This is a genomic window from Chryseobacterium sp. Mn2064, assembly GCF_049319685.1.
Classification (GTDB): Bacteria; Bacteroidota; Bacteroidia; order Flavobacteriales; family Weeksellaceae; genus Chryseobacterium.
Genome location: NZ_JBMOUE010000004.1, coordinates 246,972 through 265,584, shown reverse-complemented (window position 1 = coordinate 265,584; position 18,613 = coordinate 246,972). Strand labels below are relative to the sequence as shown.

Genomic DNA, 18,613 nt, shown 5'->3' with positions numbered 1-18,613 from the left:
TATTAGATATTCTCAATATGAATCCCGGCTTTAAGCCGGGATTTTTGTTATCTTTGTGTACAAAAAATAGAAAGTATGGATTTTTACAACATTTTGCTTAATGCCCACAAAGGATTTGGGTATCTTGAGCTTCTTTTGGTTGCTTTATTTATCATTGCTCTTTTAGCTACCATGTTCGGTTTCAGTGGAAAGGTGAACAAATTCTTAAAGAAAACAACTCTTTTTACAATGATTTTCTTCCATGTTCAGTTTTTAGCGGGAATAATCTTGTTACTTGTTTCTCCAGGAGTTAAAGCAGCGATGGCTGCAGGGACATTAATGAGTGATTCTTATTCAAGATTCCAATATGTTGAACATCCATTCTCTATGCTTATTGCAGCAGTTTTGATGACTATCGTCAACAGAAAAGTAAAATCTAATGATACTATTTCTTTAGGAGTAGTGATTATGGGATTGATCGCAGTAGGTTTATTTGCATTCGCGTTCCCTTGGACAAGAGTCTTTGGGGCTTAAAAAATAAAGAAAAATTATATGCGTTATAATTTATAAATAGTTTAATCTTAAATTTTTAATTAAATCAATGAAAGTAGCTGTAGTAGGTTCAACAGGAATGGTTGGACAAGTTATGCTGAAAGTTTTGGAAGAAAGGAACTTCCCTGTAACAGAATTAATCCCGGTAGCATCCGAAAGATCTGTAGGCAAGAAGGTGAAGTATAAACAGAAGGAATTTACGATTGTAAGCATGAAGGACGCTATAGCTGCCAAACCGGATATTGCCATCTTCTCTGCCGGAGGTTCTACTTCCCTTGAATTCGCTCCTCTATTTGCAGAAGTAGGAACAACTGTGATTGACAATTCTTCTGCATGGAGAATGGACCCTGATAAAAAATTAGTGGTGCCTGAGATCAACGCTGATGTTTTGACAAAAGAAGACAAAATCATCGCAAATCCGAACTGTTCTACCATTCAGTTGGTAATGGTTCTAGGACCTTTGAACAAAAAATATGATTTAAAAAGAGTAATTGTTTCTACTTACCAATCTGTAACAGGAACAGGTAAAGCTGCTGTAGACCAGTTAAACGGCGAAATCAGCGGAAATGATACTGCAAAAGTATATCCTTATCAGATCTTCAAAAATGCATTGCCACACTGTGATGTATTTGCCGAAGATGATTACACAAAAGAAGAGATCAAACTGATGAAGGAGCCTAAGAAAATTCTTGGAGACGATACCTTCAACTTAACAGCAACAGCTGTAAGAGTACCAGTTCAGGGAGGACATTCTGAAAGTGTAAACATTGAATTCGAAAACGAATTTGAACTGGATGAAGTAAGAAAAATCTTATCTGAAACTCCTGGTGTAATTGTAATGGATGATGTAAAAAACAACCACTACCCTATGCCACTTTATTCCGAAGGAAAAGACGAAGTTTTCGTGGGAAGAATCAGACGAGATTTGTCACAGCCCAAAACGCTCAACCTCTGGATCGTTGCAGATAACCTGAGGAAAGGAGCAGCAACAAACGCTGTACAAATTGCAGAATACCTTGTAGCTAACAACTTAGTATAAACTAACAAAATAAAAAAGAGTCTCAAAATTGAGATTCTTTTTTTTATCAAACTCATTATGAATACCCAGAAAAACACCCACAAAGACAAAATAGGATTCCAGAAGCTTATTGCAGCCTTTGGAGTGATTCTTTTTATAGGAAAAATTATTGCCTGGAAACTTACCAATTCCGATGCTGTATTTTCTGATGCTATGGAAAGCATCGTGAATGTCATCAGTGCATTTATGGGACTGTATTCACTCCATCTGGCTGCCAAACCCAAAGACGAAGACCATCCCTACGGTCATGGAAAGGTAGAATTTGTAACTTCCGGAATCGAAGGGGCCCTTATTGCCATTGCAGGGATTATGATCATTTATGAAGGGATTAACAGCCTTATCGTAGGAAAAACTTTGAGTAAGATAGATCTTGGTATCTGGATCATTGCTGCTACGGCAGTCATCAATTATCTTCTGGGATATATTTCAATAAAAAAAGGAGAAAAAGAAAACTCTCTGGTCCTTATTTCTTCAGGAAAACACCTTCAGTCGGATACCATTACAACCCTTGGAGTCGTAGGAAGTTTGGTGGTTGTTTACTTCACAAAAATCTATTGGCTGGATTCTGTAGTAGCCTTAATTTTTGGACTTTATATTATTTTCGTAGGGTACAAAATAGTTCGTAAATCTTTAAGCGGAATTATGGATGAACAGGACCCCGAAATATTAAATCAGGTTATCAGAATTCTGGAAAACAACAGAAAGAAAGAATGGATAGATGTACACAACATGAAAATCCAGCAATTCGGAGCGTCTCTACACATAGATGCCCACATCACACTTCCCTGGTATTATGACCTTCGTGATGCTCACAGTGAGATGGAGAAAGTGATTATTCTTCTCGCTAAAAATATAAAACGTCCCATAGAGTTTAATTTCCATATGGATGACTGTAAACCCATCTCATGCTCTGTCTGTCAGATTGAAAAATGCCCCGTAAGAGAGAAAAGCTTCATTAAACGTGTAGAATGGACACCGGAAAATGTAACAAGTGTTTATAAACATACCGCAGAATAACCCGCGCTGTTTGGAAAATAATTTATAACGGCTCTTATCTTTATTAGGCTTACTTATCTTCCTTCCCTATCATCTGCTTCCTGTAATAAAACATGGGAACAAGAAGTAGGATAATCAAAGGCTGTATCACAAACCTCCTCATGTAGAACGAAAAAAGATACCCGATTTCAAACCTGTCATATATACAGTATAAATAAATGGGCAGCGAAATCAAAAACACAATTCCGATCATTACTCCTCCCTGAAAAGTCCATCCTTTGCTTTTAAACAAACCGTAAATAATAAGACAGGAAAAGAAAAGATTTAAAACAAATCTGAACACATGGCTTACAATAAGTTTTCCCCAATCAAAAGAAGGAAATTCCATATTTTGGGTCGCTTCGTGGAAATACCCGAGAAAAGGATCATAAAAAATCGTGTTTTCAAGAACCCGAACACCTATCAATCCACAGATTCCAACGATGACAAGAAGCCAATTAAGAATTTTCATGTTTTAAAGCAAAAAATTTAATCCAGATCATCCAAAGCACAATTACACTTCCATAAATGATAGCGGGAAAAATAAAATCGTGGAACATTGTACCATATTCCTTATGATCTACCATGACTATATTTAATCCTACAATTCTAAACAAATTTATCATATGCAATACAATGAGCCCCGCTCCCACAAAAAGAAATGTTTTAGCTCCTTTGTAAAAAGCAAAGACAAAAGACACAAATAAAATCATCACAGAAACCGCATTACATCCCTCCACCATTCTCGTCCTGTAATCTCTATTTACATAAAACCAAACCTGATTATTCTCTATATCATTATAAAGACTGGTGGGATATCCTATTGAATTTTGAAGAGCACATACTCTATTCGCAATCATTCTTGAAAAAGAATCCAGTCCGGAAAACTTACTGCCATTCAGATAAAACTGGTAAGCAAAAAGCAGCACCAGATAAATGATTATAAAACGAAGCAGAATTCCCAAAACCGGCTTAAAATCCTTAAACATAATACAAATATAAAAATTAGCGTGAAAATAACCTGATTTTGAGAGAAGAAAGCTGAATTTTAAATCACAACAAAGAGAAGCCATTCTAAAAAAAACATCAACATAACTTCTAAAATAATTATAAAACACCTCATATTTCCAACTCACCTTAAATTACTATATTTGTTTTCTATTATGACTTCTGAAAACGCAAAACGATTTTTCGAAAACCAATTGGGGAAAAAATCGACCGAATTCATCACACTGGCTCAAAGCGGCTCTGCGCGGGTTAACTTCCTCGCCTCCACTGATTCTGGAAAGTACATCATCACCTACAATGAAAATATCCCGGAAAACGAAAGTTTCCTTTATTATTCCAAAGTATTTTCTGAACTCAGTTTAAACACTCCACACATTTTTGCCGTTTCGGACGACAAAAAAATGTATATACAGGAATTTTTGGGAGCAAAAACTCTTTCTGAAGTGATTACTAAGGAAAATACCTCATCCAATGTAAAACAATTGGTACAGCAAACTTTAGAAAAATTATTTCAGCTTCAAATACACACCCAGGGAAGAATAGATTACTCGAAAACATTTGAGTATGAAAGTTATGACGAACTGCCTGTAATACACGATCTTTACTACTTTAAAAACTTTGTAGCAGATGTTCTGGAACTTGAATATAATAAGTCTACATTACTGAAAGAATTCAAACAGATTGTTACACTTATTGAAAATCTTGAACCTAAGGGAATTATGATTCGTGACTTTCAGGCAAGAAACATTATGGTAAATGAAGAAAATAACGTTTCATTTATTGATTATCAATCTGCTATGAAGGGACCTTTAATGTATGATGTGATCTCTTTTCTGTTTCAGGCAAAAGCCAATTTCCCGGAAGATTTTAAAAACGAAATGCTTGAGTTTTATATCAGTCAGTTCGAAGATTCTGAGGTAAAAAATCAATTAAAAGAAAGTATACAGCCTATACAGATGATGAGATTTCTACAGGTATTGGGAGCCTATGGCTTCAGAGGATTAATCCAAAGAAAACAACATTTCATGGCAAGTCTTGAGAAGGGAATCCAAAATATCACAGAATTTGCAGTTTCCTGGGACGGAATGAAAAACTATCCGGAACTGAAGAAAGTCATCCAACAATTAACATCAGAAAAAGCTCAATTCAACATTGAACAAATAGTTAACCCCAACCATTAAAAACCTTTAATGGCTCAACAATAAAATAGAAGAAGAATGCTACACATAGACATACACAGTTTTTCGTATAAAAAAGGAGGAATTCCCAAGGATAATTCTGGAAACGGCGGAGGTTTCGCTTTCGACTGCAGAGGAATCTTAAATCCCGGAAGAATTGAAGAGTATAAAAGCCAGACCGGAAATGACATTGGAGTTCAGGAATACCTTGAAACCAAAACTGAAATGCCAAAGTTCCTGGAACTTATAAAATCTCTTGTTTCGATCAATATTGAAGACTATCTGGAAAGAGGTTTTGAGCATCTGCAAATCAATTTCGGATGTACAGGCGGTCAGCACAGATCCGTGTATTCTGCCATCAAAATTGCTGAATTTATCAAAGAAAAATATCCTGAAGGAACAGAAGTAAGTCTTCATCACGATGAACAGCCACAATTGAACATGAGTAATCCGTAACGAGACTCAGTAATTTTCTGATCAATTTTATATTACTCATTACCCATCATTCATTACCTATACTATTATGAAAGCTCTAATTTTCGCTGCAGGAAAAGGAACCAGACTTAAACCTTTTACCGATCACCATCCAAAAGCGTTGGCAAAAGTAAATGATGTTCCACTTTTGGAAAGAAATATTAACTATTTAAAAAGTTTCGGAATAAAAGACTTTGTAATCAACATCCATCATTTTGGAGATCAGATTGTTAATTTTTTAAAGAAAAATGATCATTTCGGATGCAAAATTGAGATCTCTGATGAGAGCAATGAACTCCTCGAAACCGGTGGCGGCTTGATTTTTGCAAGAAAATATCTGGATCATGGAGAAGACTTTCTAATCATGAATGCTGATATTTTAACAGATATGAATATCAATGCATTAGTAGAATACCACAAAAAGATAAAAGATTTTGCTACTTTAGCGGTTTCGGATAGAGAAAGTTCGAGAAAACTTCTTTTCAATGATGAAATGGTTTTGAGGGGATGGCTGAATGTACAGACGGGAGAACAACGTCTTGCTGAGTTCAACAAAGGTTTTAAAGCACTTGCTTTCAGTGGCATTCACTGCATCAACCCTCTGATCTTTGAAAAAATAAAAAGAACAGGCAAATTTTCTGTTATGGAAGAATATCTGGATCTGATGCAAACCGAACATATACACGGTTTTGTTCACAACAGTATTCTTGTAGATGTTGGCAGACCTTCATCTGTAATAGAGGCCGAAAAATATTTTAAATAAATTTTGCAATGGAACTTGATGGAACTAGGGATGAAAGTTTAGTAAATCCGGAACTTGACATAAACGAAACAAAACTGCACAACAGTTTCAGACAGAAAACATGGGATGAAACCATCACCAAAGACAGCTGGATGGTGTTTAAGGTCATGGCTGAATTTGTAGACGGCTACGAAAAGCTGGCTAAGATCGGTCCATGCGTATCCATATTTGGCTCTGCCCGTTTGAAGCCGGAAAACCCATATTATCAGATGGCAGTAGAAATTGCCGAAAAAATAACAAAATTAGGCTTTGGAATCATTACCGGCGGTGGCCCGGGAATTATGGAAGCAGGAAATAAAGGAGCTTTCAATGCAAAAGGGAAATCTATCGGTTTGAATATCGATCTTCCTTTTGAACAGCATTTTAATCCTTACATCAACAAATCCTATTCTATGAACTTCGATTACTTCTTCGTAAGAAAAGTAATGTTCGTAAAGTATTCTCAAGGGTTCGTTGTAATGCCTGGAGGGTTTGGTACGTTGGATGAATTAACAGAAGCGATGACACTTATCCAGACTAATAAAATCGGTAAATTCCCAATCGTATTGGTAGGAACTGAATTCTGGGGTGGATTACTGGATTGGTTTAAAGCAACCCTACTAAAAGACGGGATGATTGCTGAAGATGATCTTGATCTATATCGTGTGGTAGATACTGCTGACGAGGCAGTAGCACATATTAAAGCTTTTTATGATAAATATTCTGTGAATGTGAATTTTTAATTGGCATATTATTTGTGACTTATAACTAGCAAGAATGATTGTAAATCTATTAATTAAGATGAAAAAACTTTTATATATATCAGGAATTTTAACATTTTTTGTGTTAATGAGTTTTATGTATGCAGACTTTTTCTCTTCAATGACCAAAGTGGACTATATTGATGGAAGCAAGACATTGAAGTTTACCACAAAAATGAATACAAGCCATATCTCTGATGCTATTAAGATCAATCCGAACACAGCAGGATTTGAAGCAGAGGTAAAAAAATATGTGAACAATAATTTTGATGTATTTGTCAATGGAGCTCCCAAAACGATAACCTTTACGGGAAGTCAGGTCAGTGGAGAAACTGTATGGGTGTATTTTGAAACCGGAGGCGTTTCGGATATAAGCACCTTAAAGATTAAAAATACGATCCTTTTAAGTTCTTTTCCTAAGCAGATCAACTTAGTAAGTATCGCTTATAAGGGAAGTCAGAAAATGATGAATTTCCAAAGAGGAAAAGAAGTTAACGAGGTTTCTTTTTAAAGAAAATTAAACAAACCATTATAAATGGCTACCCTAAGGAATACAATTCTTTAGGGTATTTTTTTGGACTGATAAAAAATCACATCAAAGAGATTAATTAAGTACAAATACCTAATCTTAAATTTCAGCATTTTCACTCTAATATTTTCATTTTCAGCAATGTACATTTGTATTGTAATTACAACCCAACAGGTGAAGCCGGATCACTTTAATCACGGGGCGGAATCTGAAAAGCCCAATGAGTAAGAAAACACCAAACAAAACTAAATATCATGGAAGATATAGAACTTAAATCGTCCAGCCAGGCCATAGATGTCCTGATCGTAATTGACACAGATTATGTACGAGAGAATTATAAAAGTCCCAGTACAGATCCCAACAAACCTGTAGGAATAGACCACAACAGCCAGCATATGATTGTCTCAAATGCCAATGCTATATCAGGGCAAGGCTCTGCTGATCTTAACTTCAGTGCAAGAGCCGGAGATACGGTTTCTTTCAGAGGAACTTCAATCTATCAGAATTCGGATGACGCAGTTATTATTTATAATATTAAGTACTGGTCTGGAGATCAGGTTTTTAATAATTTCGTATACAATTCTGTCAGAAGAAAGCAAGCTGCTGTACCGGATGTAAATTCTTTAAACGGCCTCCCGGCCACCAGTGCAGATATCAGCTTTGCCAGTATTGATTCAAAAGTAAGATCTACTGGAAAAGAGAACTTCTACGTACAGTTTGGGCTTTATATTTTAGATCCTAAAGACAGTAACAAACAGATCCTTTACGGGTACTTTTACTGGGATCCAACAATTACGGTTAAATAAACGAAAATAATAAAACCACTGCTAAGACAGTGGTTTTTTTTGGATTTTAAAATCCAGACCATAAAAGGACTTTCAGATCAAGTTCACTGATATTAAAATCATTTGGATAATCTCTGAATCCGGGTTTCTTTTTAAGTTGATCAATAGCCTGTTCAGCTTTATCCAAAGATGAAAATACACCGATATATCTCTCATCGTCCAAAAATGTATGAATAGTATAGGAATGACTGAGACTAAAAACCGTATTAATGCCTAGTTCTTTAATGGAAATACAATGATCATCAATGATATCTCCCTTTTTAATATAATCCCGCCCTATTTCTCCAATTACATTCTGAAAGCATCCTTCCAATGTATCTTATCCAGAATATAACAATCCGTAACAAAACAATCAGGATAATCTCTGAATCCAGATAAAAGAACCGCTTTCTGTTTTATTTCTTCCAAATCCTCCAGACTATTGAAAAATCCGAGAAACTTAGTAGCAGTATGAGTTTCATCGGTATAAGTATGATTCAAAGTATAAATAAAATATTCCATACTTCAATTATAAAAATTTTAAAATGAATTGTTTTTCCTATGATATTTCAATATATAGCTTACAAAGGAAGACAAAAAAGAATAATCTTCCAAAAAGAAAAAGAAATGAAAGAGTTTTTTAAAGATTTCTTTCCCTATTAATGAAATAAAGTAAATTTATAAAACAATTTTATTAATATATCGATGCCTGCAAAATATGGAAAATAAACTTGTAGAAAGCATATTATATGAAACGGGTATACAAACTGTTGTTAACAGTGCAGGGAATGCTGTTAATCGGGAAGTAAAATAATAGGTATTCAATGAAAAGAGAGAATAAGGTTTTATTAATAATAATAATCTGTGGTATAGGCTGGATCATATATTTTTTTAAGTATAAGGCTATAAGCCCGCCAACAACAGTAATACTTAAAAATGCCAAATATACTGTAGGAGAAATTACTTCTGGTTATTATGGAGATAGAGCACGTAGAAAGGGGAACGACTTTACCTTCAAATATGAGAAAGGAGTTATTAGAAATGCCCATCAAGACGGAGAATTCATTAATGGACGAAAATATCTCGTTGTTTATGATTCCACTAATATCAGAAATGGATATTTGATATTAGACAAATTTGACATTACTGATTCTTTAAATAAGTATCATATCTATAAAAATTATAATCAATATGATGTGGGGTGGTCATTATCTAAAATACCATTTAAATATGATAAAAGTGAAATCGAGCATGAAGTAAAGATGAACCTCAGAAGTGAATAAGTCTATGGCTCGATAAAACCAAAAATTCTCAAAATGAAAAAAAGGCTGTCTTCAATTAAGAAAACAGCCTTTTTTATTTAGGACTAATCAGTTGTCCTTAATAAAAAAATACTTTTAGGTATTACTCAATTCTGATGTTATCAATCTGAACATCATAGTTACCACTAGTACCTGTTTTAATAGCGAACATATCTTTTCCTGCTGTTGTATTAATATCTGTAATACCTGTAAGTGTAAGTTCAACTAATCTCCACTGTCCGTTTGTATTGATAGATCCTGTGTAAGAATTTGCACTTTCTACTCCTAAAGTCGCCCCTGTAGAGAAAGTACCTAAGTTAAATACATAGAAACCTCCACCAGCTTTATAAACGTTGAAAGAAAGTGTTTTTCCTGTTGCAGTACCTTTGATATACATAGTAATTCTTTTTGGTACAGCAGGGATTCCTGTAGCTGCAACTGATGTAAATACATAATCATTAGCAGTAGGTGTACCTTTAAGTTGAAGTGAGTTGGTATTGTTGTATCCTAAACCAACACCTTGAGTAGCATAAGGCTTAAGTCCGAAACTGTTTACACTTGATAAGAAAGTTGTCCAGTTTTCAAAATCAGATCCTGCAAAAAGATTTACAGCACTTGTAGATGGAGCTTCTGGCTCACCTGGGTTAAATCTGTCGTTCGGGAAGTTCAGGTCATAAAGGTCTCTGATATAAGCCTGCTCTGTGAAAGTAGTAGAAGTTGGGTTACTTGGACTTGTATAACGGCTTAATAGAAGAACTATATCACCACTTTTCGCATACTTAGGAGAGATCGGAGATTTTGCAAACGTCGCGAAGTTACTGAAACGAAGGTCTAATCTTGCTGCTTTTTTGTCAACAATATAACGGTCTCCGGTTGCAGTATCGTCAGAGAAGTTTTTCGTTAATTCCGGATCTTCAAACTGAACATTTTTGATTTTTACAAGCTGGTTAATGTGAGCTCCGTTTTTAAGAGCGTCAGCAATAGAGTTAAACTCAAGAGGCTTGATTGTAGCAACTACCGGCTTCTGACCATCACACACTCTAGTTAAATAATTTGAAACTTTGTTCGGGTTAATTCTTCCTACTGAATAGTTAGGATCATAAGAACCTACTTTGATATTTCCGTTAGACCCCTGAACGATCAAACCTTTCAGGTTAATTCTTAGCAAAGCTCCTGTAGGGAAATCAAGATACTGGTTTCCACCATCGATATCAATTTCAATACCTTGTGTAGGGTTTTCAGGTTTGTCCTGAAGGAACATCATTTTGTAGATGTTTCCAGATTCATCACTTGAAGTCACATATGCATCTACGATATAATCTTCTTTAATGATATCTGCATCTGTAGGTTTTGGCTTTGCAATGGCTGCCAATTCTGATAACTGGTGATTCGCTGCTGCATATTTGTTTGTACACTGAATTTCCGGCACATCATAGTCATCGGATTTTACACATGACGAGATCGTCAGCATGGAAATGGCACTAAAAATGGCCGCTTTAAAATATATATTTTTCATTGTTTTCAATTTTTAAATTTAGTTTTTTAGAATCTGAATTGAAGGTTCACAAAATAAGATCTCCCTTGGTTATACCAATATTTAGGTGCGAATACCATGTTTCCGCTGTCATAATCACTAGTATAATCGTTATAGTTAACGTTTCTTGTCTGCTCAAATCCTCCGGTAATATAGTTTCTATTGTTCAGAAGATTATTTACAGATGCAGATACCAATACATAGTATTTACCGATCATCCAGGATTTACCTGCATTTACGTTAAAGAAAAATGCTGAAGGTAGTTTTGTAGGAGTAAGAACTCTTGCTAATTCTTCCTCGCTTACGTTATCATAAGGAACTCCAGGTGTATTAGGGTTCGTATAGAATCTTGCAGTTCTGGTTACTGGAGACGGATCTAAGTAAGAATGTCCGAAGTAGTTCCATGTTGCTCCTACCCACCAGTATTTAGGGCTGCTATATCTAAGACCTAAAGTATAAGCCTCCTGAGGCGTTCCTCCCTGTCTGTAGTTTTTAAGAGTAGCCTCACCCATGTTGGTGTAAGACCTTGATACGATACTTCCGTTTCCATCAAGTTCTCTAAACGTTCCAACGGCATCAGATGCAAAATAAACAGTAGGGTTATTGGTATAAGTATATTGTCCTAAACTTACCAATCCACTGGCTGTTAATGTAGGTGTAAGTTTTACCTGAGCACCAAGTTCAACGCCCATGTTTCTCTTGTTAGCACCTGCAAGAACCTGCGTGATGAAAGCACCATCTTGTACCGGAGCTTGATCTCCTGTTTCAGTAAGGTTCGTTAATTTCACCCCTTGTGCAAAATATCTCTGTACGCTGGTTTCATTCTGAGTATTAACAAGGTATCCGGTTAATCTTACTTTAACAATTGGTGTAGAAATTACATAGCTTAAATCATTTGCATCAATCACAACATTCTTAATACCAGGAGTGGAAACACCACTTACTCTTGTATTGAAATAAATATCGTTTAAGAATGGCGACTGTGAGAAGTAAGCTCCGTTGTAAACAAAGAAGTTTCTACCGTTAAGTCTGTAAGTAACCTGACCTTTAACACCCACGTTCCAGAAGTTCTTATCTTCCCCTTTTCCGTAAGAAGACTCATACAGATAATGTTGGAATAAACCTTCTCTGCTGTTATTACTATATCCGAATAACCCGGAAATGAAAACATCAAATTTACCTGTTGAGAATTTAAATGCCGGGTTTACTTTTACTTCCTGTCTTCTGAAAATATAGTCATACCCTATTTTGTCTCCTTTTCTCTTAGCTACATCCGCATCGCTTTCTCTGGTATTATATTTACCCCAAGTGCTTCCTGCAGTTGTGTTATTGGCAAATGGATCCATATTCAGAGCAAAATCAGCTCCTAAAAGGTCATTTACTTCTCTATATTGCTCAGATTTGTAGTTCTGATAAGATACGTTTAAAATGAAACGGGCAGTATCATTAAAGTTATACGTATAGTGAGTGGACACATTGAATACTTTGTCATCCTTTACATCATCAACCAGATAGTAAGCCGCTCTTCTACCCCCGAATTCCGGTCTGTAAAGGTTATCACTTCTGTTGGCGTTATAAAGATTATCCCAGTTGATCTGTGTATGAGACTGATCGTCATTAGTCCACCAGTCTCTGGTAAGTCCAATGTTTGCAGCCTGTTCAGGAGCTGGGTTTTTATAGTTTAACCAATAGCTTGGTAAATTACGATAGTAAGTTGGTGATGGGTTATTTGCTCTATACCAATCTAATCTTGAACTGTATTCTTTTCCGAATTGGTAAGAAACGGTAGTCCACAATTGAGAGTTTTTATTGATTTTCCAGAAATCCTGTAATTGAAGGATTGGCTGGAATCCTCTTCTTACTCTTTCATTTCTTTTTTCTCCACCTTGCCATCCCCAGTAAGAATTGTAATGAATTCCTCTGAAATCATACACTTCCTGAGTACTTGGGCTGGAAGAACTTCTTGCATATTTAGATCCAATAGCATTGAAAGTCATTGTATGACTGTCGCTGAATTTTTTCTCAACACCAAGATAACCACTGTATGCATCATAGAAAGTTCCATCCTGAATCCCTTCTTGTGCCCATCTTCTTGCGATCATTCCTGTAAATGCCCATCCGTTCTTATTCATTCCGGAAGAGTATCTGTAAGATAATCTGTTTCTGTAGTTTCTGTTTGTCAACGAGTAAGTCAACTGACTTCCTTTTCTGTACTCGCTGGCTTTTGTATTCTTATAAAATACTCCGGTAGCACCCCCGAAAGCATATTCGGAAGGAGCATGGTTAGCAGAAATTTCCGGGTAACGGGTAATTTCATTTAATCCTCCCCATGTACTGAAGTCAACGTCTCCGTTGTCTGCACCAGCCATAGAGATACCGTTTATCATATTCTCTCCGGTTCTGCTGTCAATTCCTCTTGGACGGAACCAGTATTGTCCTAAATCAAAACTGGCAATTCTGTTAAATACATCCTGAGAAGACTGAAGCAATCCTACGGTTGCAGTCTGCTGTCCGCCACCGCTGTCACTCTCTGCAGAGTCATCTACGATCGCTAAACCCTGATCTGCACTCGTTAATGCAGAATAAAGAGTAATTACTCCAAGATCTTTCTTTTTCTCATTATTAGTTACGTCAAATTCTAAAATTTTAGTTTCAAAATTTGATTTTGTAACCATAATCTGATAATGTCCGGGCATCAAATCAGCAAACTGGAAGTAACCGATTTTGTCCGCCTTTACATCATTTCCTGCTCCTTTTAAATCCACACTTGCCTGTTCAACAGGTTTACCATCTGCATCCTTAAGATACGCAAACACTGTTGTCTGCGCAAAATAATAAGACGCAGGCAGCAAAGTGAATAAAGAGATTAATGATAGTTTTTTAATCATGAGTATATTTATTTTTTTAATACTTTTCTTGTTAATTCTCAACAGTTTAAAAGTTGGGGGCACAAATTTAGTCAAATTTTGCAATTCAGCACTTTTTTAACGTAAATTTTTCTTAACATTGCAAACTTTTAAGAATCATTATATAAGAGAGCGACAAATTCCTGCATTTAAATTTACAAATATTTAAAATGCAATGAATTAAAAAAAAGTAAATTTGCGAATTAAATAGTATTAATAATAACTCAAAAGAGGATGAAGAGATTTTCGAGTCTGTTTGCCATTTTCATTTCGATGATGGCATTCTCACAACAACAAGGAAAACTGAGAAAAGTTGCCACCGTAGGTTTTTTAAACGTAGAAAACCTTTGGGACACCATTCGCTCAGCAGATTATATTGACGGAACCAAAGACATCAAGAATCCGGCTTTCCACAGAAGTATTCCAATGGATTCCATTAAATTTCTGGATGCAGAAAAGTATGACGGACCATGGAGCGACGGAGCCCTGAAGGGTAAAAAAGTAGTAAGAGAACAAAGCGGCTCTGACGAATTTACACCAAAAAGCGCTAAAAACTATGGAACAAAAATCTACAAAGCGAAATTAGCCAATGAAGCAAAAGTAATTTCCGAGATGGGAGCTCAATATACCAAAACAGCTCCTGCCATTGTTGGTTTGATTGAGGTGGAGAACAGACAGGTTATTCAGGACCTTATTAATGAACCTGCTTTAAAAAAATACGATTACGGAATTATCCACTACAATTCTTATGACTACAGAGGAATTGATGTTGCTTTGATCTATCAAAAAAGAAGATTTACCCCTACGAATTCCTTAAAGAAGGAACTGAAGATTTTCGGTGATAACGGAAGAAGAGAATACACCAGAGACATTCTTGTAGTAACAGGATTTTTGGATAACGAAAAGGTAGCATTCTTCATGAACCACTGGCCTTCAAGAAGAGGTGGTGAAGCGATTTCTTTACCTAAAAGAAATGCTGCAGCTCAATTATTGAAACAGCAGATGGATAGCGTAAGAGCAGCAGATCCAACGACTAAACTTTTTGCAATGGGTGACTTCAATGATGATCCTATCAGCCCAAGTTTAAAAAATCACCTGAAAGCTCAGGCTAATCCTAAAGATTTAAGTGAGGAAACTCCTTATCTGAACCTTATGTATCCTCTATACAAAAAAGGAGTAGCTTCTTTAGCTTACCAGGATGCTCCGAACCTTTTTGACCAGATCATCGTTTCTAAAAACTTAGTTTCTGATCAGGTAACAAAAGAATATTCTATTTATAAGACAGAAATTTTTGCTCCGGCTTATTTAGTCAATAAAGAAGGAAATTACAAAGGATACCCCTTCAGATCCTGGAATGGGGATCAGTTCACAGGAGGTTACAGTGATCACTTCCCGGCATTTGTAGTTCTGCAGAAAGAACCATAAAAATTTAGGCACTCTTATTGGAGTGCTTTTTTTATGCAAATACCGAAATCATGAAAAATATTTTTTTAATGGCATTATTAGCTCTAGTTCCATTCGGCTGCTTTTCTCAGGAAACTACCGGAAAAACTAAGGAACATCAAGAGATGAAACCTTCCAAAAACGAAGACGGAGAATGGGAACTTACTGTAGTTGATACTCAGTTCGATTACTTTCTAAGCGCTATTGCCAAACCTATCAGCCAATATTCTGAATCTTACCTGAAGACAAAGAATACGTTCTTGGTGAACGAATGGAATAGCTATTACAATTCCGGACGATATAGAAACATTATTGAATCTGGAATAGACTATGATCCCAAAGAAAATTACGGGATTAAATTTGAATACAAGCTGTATCAGGTTTTTGCCTATGTAAACTGGAAATACGGCTTAAGAATGAATGCCCTTTCCGGTAGTGAGATTATAAGATAATTTACAACCATCCATAAAAAAGGTTCAGAAAATTTCTGAACCTTTTTTATTTTATAATAGCTGAAAATTATTTGTTGAATAATTCTTCTACTTTATCCCAGTTTACTACATCAAAGAATGCAGAAACATAGTCAGGTCTTCTGTTTTGGTAGTTTAAGTAGTATGCATGCTCCCAAACGTCTAATCCTAAAACTGGAGTTCCTTTAACGTCTGCAACAGGCATTAATGGGTTGTCCTGGTTAGGTGTAGAAGAAACAGATACCGAACCGTCAGCATTTTTTACCAACCAAGCCCATCCTGAACCGAATCTTGTTTTTGCAGCATCAGAGAAGTCTGTTTTGAATTTTTCAAGACCACCATAGTTTTCGATAGCAGCTTTTACATTTCCTACAGGCTCTTTGCTCCCTCCTGGAGTTAAAATATCCCAGAATAAAGAGTGGTTGAAGTGACCTCCACCGTTGTTTCTTACCGCTGGTTTATCTGTTCCTGTCTGGCAGATTTCTTCAATTGTTTTTCCTGCAAGATCAGTTCCTTCGATTGCTTTATTTAAATTGTCAATATACGCCTGGTGGTGCTTTGTATGGTGGATTTCCATAGTTTTTGCATCAATAGTAGGTTCCAATGCATCATATGCATATCCTAGTTTTGGTAATTCAAATGACATAATCTTTATTTTTAATGTTATACTTCAAAATTAGCCAATATTTAAGGCATTATCAAGAATTGGGGATTACTTTAATAAATCTTTAACATTGATATATTGATTTAGAATGAATTAAGTTTTTAAATATTTATTTTCATCCTCTATTTTCTGTATGAAAAAATAAAAAGCACGAATCATATAGTACGATGCGTGCTTTCTATTTAACAATAATTAAATTTATTTATTCATAGACATCAGGAATTCTTCGTTGTTCAAAGTTCCTTTGATGTTTTTATTTACAAATTCCATTGCTTCTACCGGATTCATTTCAGAAAGATATTTTCTAAAGATCCACATTCTCTGAGAAGTCACTTCATCAAGAAGAAGATCATCTCTACGAGTACTGGAAGAAACAAGGTCAATAGCAGGATAAATTCTTCTGTTGGCAATTTTTCTGTCCAGTTGAAGTTCCATATTACCTGTTCCTTTGAATTCTTCAAAGATTACTTCATCCATTTTAGATCCTGTATCGATAAGTGCTGTTGCAATGATCGTTAAAGAACCTCCTCCTTCAATCTTTCTTGCTGCCCCAAAGAATCTTTTTGGTTTGTGAAGAGCATTAGCATCTACCCCACCGGAAAGTACTTTTCCTGATGCAGGAGTCACTGTATTGTACGCTCTTGCTAATCTGGTGATAGAATCTAACAAAATAACAACATCATGGCCACATTCTACCATTCTCTGTGCTTTTGCAAGAACAAGATTGGCTACTTTCACGTGTTTTTCTGCTGCTTCGTCAAATGTAGAGGCAATAACTTCTGCATTTACGCTTCTTTCCATATCAGTTACCTCTTCCGGACGTTCGTCAATCAGAAGAACCATCATATAAACTTCAGGGTGGTTGGCAGCAATAGAGTTCGCAATGTCTTTAAGCAACATTGTTTTACCTGTTTTAGGCTGTGCAACAATCATTGCTCTTTGTCCTTTACCAATTGGCGCGAATAGATCTACGATTCTTGTAGAAATAGTAGAGTTGTTTCCTGCCAGGTTGAATTTTTCTTCCGGGAAAAGAGGCGTAAGATATTCAAAAGCAACACGGTCTTTAATAAACGCCAAATCACGTCCGTTAACTTCTGTTGGTTTTAATAATGAAAAGTATTTTTCACCTTCTTTTGGAAGTCTTACAATTCCTTTAACGGTATCTCCTGTTTTTAAACCATAGTTCCTGATCTGTGCGGTAGACACATATACATCATCAGGAGAAGAGATATAACTGAAATCTGACGAACGTAAGAATCCGTAGTTATCCGGTAAAATTTCCAAAACACCTTCAATGCTTACCATTCCATCGAAATTGAATTCTTTTTTATGGTCTTGCGGTTCCTCTGCCTTTTCAGAATGTCTGTTCTGATTTTGGTTTTGATGCTGATGTTGATTTTTATGTTGGTTTCCACCGTTCTGTGGATGATTTTGTCCTCTTTGAGGTCTGTTAGCCTGTTGCTGTTGCGTTTGCTGAGGGGGATTGTTAGGCTTTTCTTCGGCCTGAGCAGGCTCTTGAGTTTCTGTGTTTTTTGGAGCTTCTGTTTTCTCCTGGGTAGCTTCCGTATTTCCTGTATTGGTAGGAACCCTTTTTCTTTTCTTTTTAGCTGGAGTGGCTGTTTGGCCTTCTTCTGCAGCTACAACTTCTTCAGTTTTGGGTTCTTCAGGTTTTACTTCTTCAGGAACCGGTATCTTTTCTTCTACTTTTTCTTCTGCTTTAGGTTCTGCCGGAGCTTTTGCAATGGCTTTTGGCTTGGCTGGTGCTTTTTTTGGAGCAGCCTTTCTTGCCGGGGCTTTAGCAGGTTTTTCTGCTGAGGCCTCTTCAGTACTTACACTGGTGGTTTCTGTGGCGTTGAAATAATCTTTTGAGACTTTAGGGTTAGAAGCCTGAAAGTCAAGAATAGCAAAGATCTTGTCATTTTCATTGCTGTTTCTTGCAACTTTAACGCCCAAATCTTTTAAGATTTTAGTCAGTTCCGTTACGGATTTTGACCTTAACGTTTCTATGTTAAACATATTTAATGTAAAAATGTAATTAATTGTGAGTAAGAAAAGTAAGTCCGGTGACTTTGGTTTTCAAGTACATTGTATAATGC

At 36.0% G+C, this 18,613-nt stretch carries 20 protein-coding genes; 12 read left to right on the top strand and 8 right to left on the bottom strand.

Features of this window, described 5'->3' with window-relative positions; genetic code table 11:
* The first annotated feature begins 75 nt into the window (after nt 1-75).
* The 3 genes from ACL9RH_RS16365 (at nt 76) to ACL9RH_RS16355 (ending at nt 2,626) form a co-directional block, all read left to right on the top strand.
* Entirely contained in the window at nt 76-513 is a 438-nt protein-coding gene (locus ACL9RH_RS16365) for a hypothetical protein (RefSeq protein WP_422694433.1), read from the top strand.
* 67 nt (nt 514-580) lie between these two features.
* On the top strand, nt 581-1,570 hold the full coding sequence (locus tag ACL9RH_RS16360; RefSeq protein ID WP_422694432.1) for an aspartate-semialdehyde dehydrogenase: 990 nt from the start codon (nt 581-583) through the stop codon (nt 1,568-1,570).
* Nucleotides 1,571-1,627: 57 nt separating this feature from the next.
* Nucleotides 1,628-2,626 (top strand): cation diffusion facilitator family transporter, encoded by a 999-nt coding sequence (locus tag ACL9RH_RS16355; protein ID WP_422694431.1) that lies wholly within the window; start codon nt 1,628-1,630, stop codon nt 2,624-2,626.
* 49 nt (nt 2,627-2,675) lie between these two features.
* On the opposite strand, the gene ACL9RH_RS16350 is transcribed toward ACL9RH_RS16355, so the two are convergent.
* On the bottom strand, nt 2,676-3,116 hold the full coding sequence (locus tag ACL9RH_RS16350; protein ID WP_422694430.1) for an exosortase F system-associated membrane protein: 441 nt from the start codon (nt 3,114-3,116) through the stop codon (nt 2,676-2,678).
* Nucleotides 3,103-3,633: an exosortase family protein XrtF gene (xrtF, locus tag ACL9RH_RS16345; RefSeq protein ID WP_422694429.1), complete on the bottom strand. Its 531-nt coding sequence runs from the start codon at nt 3,631-3,633 to the stop codon at nt 3,103-3,105. Before xrtF ends, ACL9RH_RS16350 begins: the two co-directional genes overlap by 14 nt.
* Nucleotides 3,634-3,807: 174 nt before the next feature.
* Between xrtF and ACL9RH_RS16340 the strand changes: the two genes are divergently transcribed.
* The 6 genes from ACL9RH_RS16340 (at nt 3,808) to ACL9RH_RS16315 (ending at nt 8,181) form a co-directional block, all read left to right on the top strand.
* Entirely contained in the window at nt 3,808-4,833 is a 1,026-nt protein-coding gene (locus tag ACL9RH_RS16340) for an aminoglycoside phosphotransferase family protein (RefSeq protein ID WP_422694428.1), read from the top strand.
* 36 nt (nt 4,834-4,869) lie between these two features.
* Nucleotides 4,870-5,286, top strand: a complete 417-nt coding sequence (locus ACL9RH_RS16335; protein WP_422694427.1) for a RapZ C-terminal domain-containing protein — start codon at nt 4,870-4,872, stop codon at nt 5,284-5,286.
* A gap of 67 nt (nt 5,287-5,353) precedes the next feature.
* Nucleotides 5,354-6,067 carry a nucleotidyltransferase family protein gene (locus ACL9RH_RS16330; protein WP_422694426.1) on the top strand — a complete coding sequence of 238 codons (714 nt, stop codon included), beginning with the start codon at nt 5,354-5,356 and terminating at the stop codon, nt 6,065-6,067.
* Nucleotides 6,068-6,075: 8 nt separating this feature from the next.
* Nucleotides 6,076-6,828: a TIGR00730 family Rossman fold protein gene (locus ACL9RH_RS16325; RefSeq protein ID WP_422694425.1), complete on the top strand. Its 753-nt coding sequence runs from the start codon at nt 6,076-6,078 to the stop codon at nt 6,826-6,828.
* A gap of 58 nt (nt 6,829-6,886) precedes the next feature.
* On the top strand, nt 6,887-7,357 hold the full coding sequence (locus ACL9RH_RS16320) for a DUF6702 family protein (RefSeq protein WP_422694424.1): 471 nt from the start codon (nt 6,887-6,889) through the stop codon (nt 7,355-7,357).
* A gap of 272 nt (nt 7,358-7,629) precedes the next feature.
* Nucleotides 7,630-8,181, top strand: a complete 552-nt coding sequence (locus tag ACL9RH_RS16315; RefSeq protein ID WP_422694423.1) for an inclusion body family protein — start codon at nt 7,630-7,632, stop codon at nt 8,179-8,181.
* A 46-nt stretch (nt 8,182-8,227) separates the two neighbouring features.
* On the opposite strand, the gene ACL9RH_RS16310 is transcribed toward ACL9RH_RS16315, so the two are convergent.
* Nucleotides 8,228-8,533 (bottom strand): DUF7336 domain-containing protein, encoded by a 306-nt coding sequence (locus ACL9RH_RS16310; RefSeq protein ID WP_422694422.1) that lies wholly within the window; start codon nt 8,531-8,533, stop codon nt 8,228-8,230.
* A complete protein-coding gene (locus tag ACL9RH_RS16305) occupies nt 8,509-8,721 on the bottom strand; it encodes a hypothetical protein (RefSeq protein WP_422694421.1) in 213 nt (70 codons plus the stop codon). The genes ACL9RH_RS16310 and ACL9RH_RS16305 overlap by 25 nt, the downstream gene beginning before the upstream one ends.
* A gap of 302 nt (nt 8,722-9,023) precedes the next feature.
* Between ACL9RH_RS16305 and ACL9RH_RS16300 the strand changes: the two genes are divergently transcribed.
* Entirely contained in the window at nt 9,024-9,482 is a 459-nt protein-coding gene (locus ACL9RH_RS16300; RefSeq protein WP_422694420.1) for a hypothetical protein, read from the top strand.
* Between the two features lie 121 nt (nt 9,483-9,603).
* On the opposite strand, the gene ACL9RH_RS16295 is transcribed toward ACL9RH_RS16300, so the two are convergent.
* Complete coding sequence (locus tag ACL9RH_RS16295) at nt 9,604-11,016, bottom strand: DUF5689 domain-containing protein (RefSeq protein ID WP_422694419.1); 1,413 nt, start codon at nt 11,014-11,016, stop codon at nt 9,604-9,606.
* A 26-nt stretch (nt 11,017-11,042) separates the two neighbouring features.
* On the bottom strand, nt 11,043-13,922 hold the full coding sequence (locus ACL9RH_RS16290; protein ID WP_422694418.1) for a carboxypeptidase regulatory-like domain-containing protein: 2,880 nt from the start codon (nt 13,920-13,922) through the stop codon (nt 11,043-11,045).
* 252 nt (nt 13,923-14,174) lie between these two features.
* Here ACL9RH_RS16290 and ACL9RH_RS16285 point away from each other — a divergent pair, with 252 nt between their 5' ends.
* Both ACL9RH_RS16285 and ACL9RH_RS16280 read left to right on the top strand, forming a co-directional pair.
* Complete coding sequence (locus tag ACL9RH_RS16285; RefSeq protein WP_422694417.1) at nt 14,175-15,365, top strand: endonuclease; 1,191 nt, start codon at nt 14,175-14,177, stop codon at nt 15,363-15,365.
* Between the two features lie 50 nt (nt 15,366-15,415).
* The gene (locus ACL9RH_RS16280) at nt 15,416-15,835 is read left to right on the top strand and encodes a DUF6146 family protein (RefSeq protein WP_422694416.1); all 420 of its coding nucleotides are present in this window, start codon (nt 15,416-15,418) and stop codon (nt 15,833-15,835) included.
* A 67-nt stretch (nt 15,836-15,902) separates the two neighbouring features.
* On the opposite strand, the gene ACL9RH_RS16275 is transcribed toward ACL9RH_RS16280, so the two are convergent.
* Nucleotides 15,903-16,499 (bottom strand): superoxide dismutase, encoded by a 597-nt coding sequence (locus ACL9RH_RS16275; protein ID WP_422694415.1) that lies wholly within the window; start codon nt 16,497-16,499, stop codon nt 15,903-15,905.
* Between the two features lie 216 nt (nt 16,500-16,715).
* Entirely contained in the window at nt 16,716-18,533 is a 1,818-nt protein-coding gene (rho, locus tag ACL9RH_RS16270; protein ID WP_422694414.1) for a transcription termination factor Rho, read from the bottom strand.
* Nucleotides 18,534-18,613 lie beyond the last annotated feature (80 nt).